General features: G+C 41.7%; 7 protein-coding genes and 1 pseudogene. 5 read left to right on the top strand and 3 right to left on the bottom strand.

All coding sequences use genetic code 11. The features are described 5' to 3' along the window. Nucleotides 1-204 precede the first annotated feature (204 nt). Nucleotides 205-1,314, bottom strand: coding sequence for a choice-of-anchor tandem repeat NxxGxxAF-containing protein (locus tag C7B70_RS24380; RefSeq protein ID WP_199192526.1), 1,110 nt, complete (start codon nucleotides 1,312-1,314; stop codon nucleotides 205-207). A 488-nt stretch (nucleotides 1,315-1,802) separates the two neighbouring features. On the opposite strand from C7B70_RS24380, the gene C7B70_RS27350 reads away from it, so the two are divergent. From C7B70_RS27350 to C7B70_RS24365, 4 genes are all read left to right on the top strand, one after another. After that, nucleotides 1,803-2,015 (top strand): transposase, encoded by a 213-nt coding sequence (locus C7B70_RS27350; RefSeq protein ID WP_199192525.1) that lies wholly within the window; start codon nucleotides 1,803-1,805, stop codon nucleotides 2,013-2,015. Between the two features lie 117 nt (nucleotides 2,016-2,132). Next, nucleotides 2,133-2,378 (top strand): hypothetical protein, encoded by a 246-nt coding sequence (locus C7B70_RS27345; protein WP_199192524.1) that lies wholly within the window; start codon nucleotides 2,133-2,135, stop codon nucleotides 2,376-2,378. 1,013 nt (nucleotides 2,379-3,391) lie between these two features. Continuing rightward, nucleotides 3,392-5,251 (top strand): glycoside hydrolase family 55 protein, encoded by a 1,860-nt coding sequence (locus C7B70_RS24370; RefSeq protein ID WP_106371503.1) that lies wholly within the window; start codon nucleotides 3,392-3,394, stop codon nucleotides 5,249-5,251. 283 nt (nucleotides 5,252-5,534) lie between these two features. Further along, a complete protein-coding gene (locus tag C7B70_RS24365) occupies nucleotides 5,535-5,999 on the top strand; it encodes a nucleoside 2-deoxyribosyltransferase (protein WP_106371502.1) in 465 nt (154 codons plus the stop codon). A gap of 414 nt (nucleotides 6,000-6,413) precedes the next feature. On the opposite strand, the gene C7B70_RS24355 is transcribed toward C7B70_RS24365, so the two are convergent. Together C7B70_RS24355 and C7B70_RS24350 are read right to left on the bottom strand one after the other, a co-directional pair. Continuing rightward, the gene (locus tag C7B70_RS24355) at nucleotides 6,414-7,217 is read right to left on the bottom strand and encodes an MOSC domain-containing protein (protein WP_106371500.1); all 804 of its coding nucleotides are present in this window, start codon (nucleotides 7,215-7,217) and stop codon (nucleotides 6,414-6,416) included. A gap of 290 nt (nucleotides 7,218-7,507) precedes the next feature. After that, a complete protein-coding gene (locus C7B70_RS24350; protein ID WP_106371499.1) occupies nucleotides 7,508-8,026 on the bottom strand; it encodes a hypothetical protein in 519 nt (172 codons plus the stop codon). A gap of 303 nt (nucleotides 8,027-8,329) precedes the next feature. Between C7B70_RS24350 and C7B70_RS28090 the strand changes: the two are divergent. After that, a pseudogene (locus tag C7B70_RS28090) lies at nucleotides 8,330-8,624 on the top strand (hypothetical protein); the annotation flags it as partial.

Raw genomic sequence — 8,624 nt, 5'->3', positions numbered from 1 at the left:
GATGGAATGGAAGCTCGTAGTGTCAAAGGTGGTTATGCCCTAGAGCGTTTTAAGTTTAATTCCACCTGACTACTTATGGGTCGTCACCCGGCTTATATCCAGACGCTCATCTCAGGCGTATAGAGCGCGGGACTTACTTAGAACTTAGTTAAGTTGCAGTTTTTGCAGGAATTAATCAGATGCTGCTGGTGTCTCAGTTAACTGCTACTGTTTTTTCTGTTTGCGCTTGAGCAGATAACGTACCCCTAGAACACCAAGGGCTAGTGTACCCAAAGCTTCAGAGGGTTCGGGGACAGGCTCGGCGCGGAAAACACCCTGAGTGCCATCTGCAAGTCCGGCAGTGAAGACGATTTGACCGCTATTGTTTAGCCCATTGTTCTGAAAGAAAAGGCTTGTCACTGTAGAGCCGAAGAGAGAATCGCCCGTGGCAATCACTTTATCAGCAAATAGGTCTGAGCCGGTGAAGATGCCTTCACCTCCTGCATCTAGGGCTGCTTGGAAGGCGACAGTACCCTGATCGTTGAGCGCCAAATCAATAAAAGAGCTAAAAGCACCACTATTGTCAGCGATAGTAGTTGTTTCACCACCACTACCAGTAAAGATACCATTACCTCCTGTATCATCTAAACGTGCTTCGAAGGCAACAGTACCCTCATTGTTAATCACGGGATTAATAATGGAGTCGAAAGAACCGCTATTGTCAACAATAGTAGTTATCTCACCGCCACTGCTAGTAAAGATGCCTTGACCTTCTGCATCTTCTAGGGTTGCTCGGAAGGCGACAGTACCGTCATTGTTGATTGCAGGATCGGATACGGATGCAAAGAAGGGGCTGCTATTGTCAACTACCTTAGTAGTTTCACTGCCACTACTGGTCAAGATACCACTACCTCCTGGACCGGAAGTAGAGAAGGCTACAGTACCCTCGTCATTAATTGCAGGATTATATACAAAAGTGGAGCTACTCAAATCACTCAAATCAGCGACCTCTGCGATCTCACCACCGCTACTGGTAAAAATCCCCTGACCTCCTGTATCTAAACCAGCAAAGAAAGCCACAGTACCCTCGTTATTAATTGTGGGTTCGTTATCGGCGAAGCGACTAAAGGAACCGCTAGTGTTAGCGATAGTGGTTGTCTCGCCGCCGCTGCCAGTGAAGATCCCCTCACCTCCGGCATCTAGAAATGATTGAAAGACTACAGTACCCTTGTCATTGATTGCAGGGTCCGATACAAAGACTCCATCTCCAAGAGGGATATAGAAGTCTGAGAAGGAACCTCTAGAGTCAGCAATGTTCGTAAAGGTGAAAGCCACAGCTTTAGCCTCCTCTGCCTGTAGACTGAGACCCAAGCTGATTACTAAACCACTACTCAGCCATTTACTGTAGCGGAAAATTAGTTGATACCACCCCGTTGGAGGGTGTAGCACTGCACTTATCTTTGGTTGCGGTCGGGCGATAAAAGTCATGTTTCGAGCCGGGGATAAATGTATATTTCTACAGCAATGAAGTTAGTATTAAGCAGGCTTGCCCGGCGGTTCGGGTCTGCCGTTAGCTACCCCTTGCTGGTCGTGCGATAAGCAAGTGCAGGATGATATCACATAGCTTGCTTCAGGCACTTGTCAATTAACTTACAGTAAGTTCGCTCAAATCTCAAGCTACAAAGCTTGATGTCACGCTTAATCATTTATGCTATCTACAAATGTATTACTAGGGTGGTGTCAAAAGTAATTTTTGTATAGAACCCATTTGACATCTATTACTGGGATGAAGTAACGTCATGTTACTCTCTAGTGAAGTGACGATGCCATACTCGATCAGCTTAACCGACGCAGAATGGGAAGTTCTGGAACCGTTACTGGTTGAGATATTAGCGCAGAAGAAGCGGACGAAACCCTCAAACTGGACAAAACGAGACATCATTGATAGCATCTTTTACCAACGGAAAAAGGGGTGCAACGGGGAAGACTTACCTAAAGACCTGCCGCCTTACAAGGGCGGTCTACTGGCACTATAAACAGTAGCCAGAAGTGGGAGCAATTGTTCAATTGATGAGCGTCTTGCATGAACAAGTGCGAGAACAAGTGAAAAAAAAGCCAAGTGGACAACGCTAATCATCATTGACTCTCAAGCGGTGCAAAACACTTATAATGCTAGGGTGACTTCCATTGGGTTTTGCTTCTATAAAGCAACTAATGGCGCAAAGTCTTCTGGACGGAAGCCTCCGCCCAGAGAGCTTTGCATCAAACGGCATTTAGCAGTTGATACATTGGGGTTTCCTTTCTTCACCCACTGTACCAGCGCCAATCTCTCCGATGATGCGGGATTGCTATTCGATGTTGACGCACTTTGTGCGACTACTTCCAGTCCAAACCTGTGAACATTCCCAAAATCACAATCTTGTTAGCTCGTGGCTATCACTAGGAGCATCGGAGACAGGAGTTAGAGAAGATATATCCCCACAGGAAGAAAATAAAGTTTGAATTATCAACCAAGCCATCAGGGCAAGAAAAGGCAGCGACAGAAAAGTCTGGATTTGTTCCAGCTATTGCTCGGTGGGGGAAGCGAGCGTTCCAATGCTTGGATGGAGCGATGTAAGATTCTGGTTAAGAACCACGAGAGAACCAAGCGCAAATGCAACCACTAAGCTCAACCAAAGCTTCGTCAGGTTAATGCTTAAGAGGCTTGCAGCTTCTTAGAGATGTCAAATGGGTTCTGTAGCAAAAATAAGTCTCCTTTTTAGCAATAACTTGATTTGACTGGTAGGGATTAGATAACTACTATTTGCTTTAACATCAAAAATTTTATGCTATGTAGCAATATTAATCATTAATTATATTACCAATTAGTAATGTTGTAAGATTGATTATATATTAGAATATTGCTGTAAAAATCTGTACAAAAGCTACTTCTTTATCTGAAAAATTCTACTTAGTTTTGATTCCAAGAATCGGTAGACTCATATATTCCATTATAACTATATTTGCTGTAACTCATATTAAAACTAATACTGAAAAAGCGTGTACAGTATGCATTTCAGATTTTCAAAATTTAAACTTAATGTTAACAAAATTGTTATAAATCTCACTTTAAACTTGATAAGCTTGGTACTTAATACTGCTAGGAATATCAGAGACTAGGTTTTCTTTGGGGTTGTTTTTTAAGAAAAGGTATGCTTTCATAAGTATGCTCCTAAGTTGCACTAATTTATGTCATTTTTCGTCTTTATTTTTGCGCGAACAAGCTTTTAGGATTTTTATTACAATAGGCTTTGCTTTGAGAACCTAATTATTTCAGTTTTGTAAAAAAACCTAAAAGAGTTTGCGGAAGTAACTATGCCTCCGCACAGTTTTTTGATGTTTGAATTAACGTTATTAGTGGCTAAAAAACACGATGAAAAGTAGAATCAATTTGTATAAAATAGCAATTAGTTGTCTAGCAGCAACACTTATTTATGAAGGAAGTGTTAAACAAAATGCTGTTGCTCAACCATTACCTGATGATTCGGGAATTGTTAATGTCAGAGATTATGGTGCAAAAGGCGACGGTATTAGTGATGATACGCAAGCAATCCAAAAAGCAATTCAATCAGTTCCTCGTGATAATTCAAAGCACGTAACTATCTATTTTCCAAAAGGAACTTACATTATTAGCCAATCCTTGAAATGGTTGAATAGTGAAGGAGATTGGTATCCTTATCTTAGTTTTGAAGGCGAAAGTCGGACGCGGACAACTATCAAATTAAAAGACTATGCACCTGGATACAACGATCCCGATCGCGCCAAAGCTGCGATCATCACTGGTTCGCAAAATCCTAAATCCGATGGTGGTGGCAATGAAGCATTTCGTAATTCAATCTACGATCTCACGGTAGACACGGGTCTTGGTAATCCCGGAGCAGTTGGGATTGACTATATTGCTAACAATAAAGGCGCGATTCGTAATGTCATGATCAAGGGTCAGGGTAAGTATGGTCTAAACTTCTCTCGCTCCTGGCCAGGACCGAACTTAATTAAAAACGTCAGTATAGATGGCTTTGACTATGGTATTGCTGCTCTCAATCACTACCAGTATGGAATTACCTTTGAGCATATCAGTTTAAAAAACCAGAAAGTAGCTGGAATTATTAACAAAAACAATGTACTGTCCATCCGAGGCTTAACAAGCATCAACTCTGTACCAGTAGTTCAAAATACAACCCGATCGGGTTTTGTAACGCTAATTGATGGTAACTTCAGTGGTGGCTCGTCGGCAGTCAGTGCCGTAGAAAATGCTGGTACGCTATATGCACGAAACGCGATCGCTACTGGTTATCAATCAGTAATCGAAAACGAAGGCACGGTTTTGCCAGGTACAAGTGTTAATGAATTTACTTCTACGCCTTTCAAAAGCTTATTTTCCTCACCCCAAACATCCTTAAATCTCCCTATAGCAGACCCACCAGAATTTTATGAAGATGTCAGTCAGTGGGTGAGCGTAACAGCATTTGGAGCAATACCAAATGACTATAAAGATGATAGTGCGGCAATCCAAAAAGCAATAGATTCAGGGAAATCAACTATCTATCTTCCTGCCGGAGTCTATAACATCAGCAGTACCATCCGTATGCGCGGTAGCGTCAGAAAGATTATCGGGATGGAGTCTTTCATTAAGCCAGTAGCAGAGCGGACAATGCCAAGTCCGGCAATCCGATTTGAACCAGGTAAATATGACAGTATAACTGTCGAAAGACTCAATGTTAAGGGCGTGTGGGAGCATTCATCTCCTCAAACTTTAGTCCTTCGAGACTGTGCTTACGGTGACTACAAAGGCACGAAGGGCGCAGGTTCTCTATTCGGTGAAAATGTCATGATTGGTGAGTGGAGCTTCGAGCCAGGTCAAGAGGTTTGGCTGCGGCAATTGAATACAGAATTTACTAATTCTACTCGGCTAGTCAATAACGGAGCAGCGTTGTGGATATTAGGGATCAAGACTGAAGACCCATATACAGTTATCGAAACAAAAGGCGGCGGTCAAACAGAAGTATTAGGAGGTCTGCTTTATCCTGGTCATGGCAACTCTGTTCCGACTAACGATGTTGCTTTCATTAACAAAGATTCCCAAACTTCTCTAGTATATGTAACTGCCGCCGATGGTGAGGGTCAAGACTATACAATTCATGTCCAATCAACACAAGACGGTACGACCAAGAAGCTAACAAATAATGCTGTTCCTAATCGTGGCAATGGTTCTGTAGTGTTGTACCGCGATTGAAATTAACGTGAACGACGTTTAGAAAATAGTAGGAGAAAGGGCATTGAGGGTAGCGGTAAGTAACAGAATAATAGACTAGAATAAGAAATACTTTTTGCAAGTGACTACTTTCTTAGCTAGGTATGCACGTGGCAAAAATAGACTTTAGAACTATAAAAGTTGTGTTTAATCGCAATCTTCAACAGTCAAAATCTACTTCCAATCGGCATCATATCCTTAGCTTGGTTTATTATTACGTTATTTGCCGCTACCCAATATCTGTAATCTATAGTTATATTTCAATGTGAACCGAAAAAAAATCTACTTGGCTAATCCCTACGGTTTCTCCCAACAACAGAAGACCTTATTGCCTCCTATTGTTCAAGCTTTAAAAGATTTAGGTGCAGAAGTCTGGGAGCCATTTGAACGTAACAATCAAATTGATCTCTCTCAAGCTGGCTGGGCTTATCGTGTCGCTCAAGCTGACATGAATGACGTAACTAATTGTGATGGAATCTTTGCGATCGTCAACGGCACACCACCCGATGAAGGGGTAATGATTGAATTGGGCATAGCGATCGCTTGCGACAAAGCAATTTTCTTATTTAGAGATGATTTCCGTCGCTGTACTGATAGCGAACATTATCCTCTCAACTTGATGCTCTTTTGTGGATTGCCAGAAGTAGGTTGGGAAAACTATTATTACACCTCTTTAGAAGATATCAAGTCTCAAAAAAAAGCTTTGTGTATCTGGTTGACCAATAACTAAATACTACTCAATGTGCTAATAATTTTGAGACAAATTATTGTAGAAACTGCTAATAATCGTGATTGTGCCAGTTAAGATGCTGGAATGCCAGGGCGTTTATTCCTTAAATGAATCAGCACAATGAAGAAAAGAAATTGTTGCAGCTTCTAGTTTGGAAACTGGTTGCAACAACGTAGTGCAGATTAAAAAGGGACAGGCGATGTTTCAGAAACTAATGTTAGCCGTGACTATGACATTCACCCTCAATTTATTACTCGGAGTATACCCACCAGTAGATACTCAAGCTGCCTTCAGTCATGGAGTCAATTTCGCACAAATACTAAAAGTCCGAACGATTAATCTTGCGTCTATAGCGAATGAAAAGTAAAAACTGTTTAAACAAATGGCGCACCCTATAAAGTCCAAATTTCTTTATTAAACGACGATTGCCACCGCGTCTCCACGTCGAATCGTACCGCCCTGCAAGACGTTGGCATAGATACCGATATGACCGCCATTATGCTTGACTGCGGCGTGGAGAATTTCGATATCTCTAGGTAGTTCGCCCTGTGGCATGGTAGTCATGACGCAGCGCGGGCAGGGTTCAGTAATTTCAATCCGTACTTCGTTGCCGATCGCCAAGGTTTTGCCCACCCACTGATTTTCTACAAATCCAGTTGCATCCTTAGCAGGCTGAATTACTAAATTGGGACGAAATCGCCGAGTTTCAAACCGCGATGTGGGAGTAAGTGACTGCAACTGATTGAGTGTCGCGGTTGTCAGCAAATGCACAGTAGCGGCATCAAAGAAAGTGTTAGGTCGAATTAACGCATTTGTTTCGGCATCGCTATCTGATAAACCTTCAATGTCTGGCGTGTACATCTCAATGCTGGGAGTCTCAGGGGCAAAGGTTTCTAGCTTCACCTCGCGCCCGAATGTCTGTGAGAGAACTCGATTTATATCCGCCGCATCACCCATAATACTTGCTCCATCTGGCAGGGTAATCTTTACCTGCGAAGGCAGATTGAGCGCAGCGCGGCAGTCGAATAAAATGCCCCACTTGCGCGGTAGTTTAGCGCTGATAATTTTGCCTGTTTCCGCATCTACCAGTGCGTAAGCGCGATCTCCCAACAAGCCATTTTCCGTAACCTTAGTAGAGTTAAGTTCTTCGCCCATCATCGACTTTACCGGATAGCGCCACAGCGAAACGAGTGAGCCAACCACCGATTCATCTGCCATAACCAAACCTCTAACATTTGTGATGGTAAAACCGTAGCATGAGTAAGCCTAATTGAATGTTCGCTGCATACGAATATTTAGGGTAGCGACATCGCTTAGGCTTTCTGGTTTGCAGGCATTCTAATCTCTAAGACTGCCTACAAATAAGTTAAGTTGATGAGCTTCCACAAAATTAGCCTTAGTTCCGACCAAATCACCATAAATCTCCTAGAACTCATGCGATCGCCCTCCGGTTTTTGGAGAAGCTAGAACTGTAGGAAAAATTATGCCTCTAAAATTTTATTCAATCATCATAACTTAATTCCTTTTAGCGCGAAAAACTTTTTTGTTTCCTCAACACTGACAAACCCACGCCTTTGAGCTTGCTCAATAAAATCATCCACAATCTCATTTCCAGGTGAGACAAGGAAGTATTCAAAAATACCTGACTCCATCTCGTCCAATATAGCAAATGCCTCGTGAAGAACAGCAAATAGCAAGTCCCGTTGATTTTCATCGTTTTTACTTAGGCTCTGATAACGCAATGCAGTATTTGCAAGACGACCGAAGAACTCAAGTTCTGATGTACTGTCGTACAATCCTAAAAAAATGTCCCCAAGTTTGCAGAAAAGCCAACTCAATTCCTTTGCGTCAGCAGTAACAATTTGTCTTAGCTGGGAATAGAAGCTCCTGCTTGCTCTCTTGTCTTGATGAGAAGTTATTACCACATTAGCACTGCCCCACTCTTTATCGATTCCCACTGGCGTTAGCAATAGTTTTTCAGACAGATAATTAAGTGCTGCTCTCTTTTCTTGAAAATTACTATCCATTTTCAACCCAAGCTGTTATTCCGCAAATGTTTACACGATTGTTGCAATTTCCATCACAGGGGTTTTTCCTGACTATTGCAACACAACCTTATCAGATAAAGGTAGAATAATTTTCTCTGTTAGAATCGTTTAAGCTTAATGTTCTTTGCAACATAACATTAATGTATATCTCTAATTATGTAACTCCAAAATTTTTTCATGAAACCTATATTTTTACTTTTTGTTTCTTCAACAGCGCTTACAAGTTGTAGCACATAAACTATTGACTCAGCTACTAAAATACAGTTTTCACCTAAGCCTTCAGTGAATCCTGAAATAACGCAACCAATACCTAAGTTGAGTCCAGATACGCCTATTTCTAAAGCTTTAACAATATCACCAACCGGAATCGGAATTGCTAATTTGGGTATGACTTTTGGGCAACTCAAACAAGCACTGGGAAAGAACGCAAAGTTTCAATTAGTCTCGCCTTTTATAGTAGATTTTGATGCTATCTCAATCAGCCAATCTGGAAAAATACAATACTACATTCTTTATCCTGCAAAGACAACTTTTTCTAATTCAGACTCCATTAAATTGTTGCTTACCGAAAATTCTA

It is taken from the genome of Chlorogloea sp. CCALA 695 (assembly GCF_003003885.1).
Lineage (GTDB): Bacteria > Cyanobacteriota > Cyanobacteriia > Cyanobacteriales > Chroococcidiopsidaceae > Aliterella.
The sequence above is the reverse complement of the archived record's forward strand: the minus strand, read 5'-3'. Positions and strand labels throughout refer to the sequence as shown.

What these genes read in the sequence shown, in the direction of transcription:
- C7B70_RS27350 (WP_199192525.1), top strand. Translation starts at nt 1,803, where the DNA reads ATGCCATACTCGATCAGCTTAACCGACGCAGAATGGGAAGTTCTGGAA.
- C7B70_RS24370 (WP_106371503.1), top strand. Translation starts at nt 3,392, where the DNA reads ATGAAAAGTAGAATCAATTTGTATAAAATAGCAATTAGTTGTCTAGCA.
- C7B70_RS24355 (WP_106371500.1), bottom strand. Translation starts at nt 7,217, where the DNA reads ATGGCAGATGAATCGGTGGTTGGCTCACTCGTTTCGCTGTGGCGCTAT.
- C7B70_RS24350 (WP_106371499.1), bottom strand. Translation starts at nt 8,026, where the DNA reads ATGGATAGTAATTTTCAAGAAAAGAGAGCAGCACTTAATTATCTGTCT.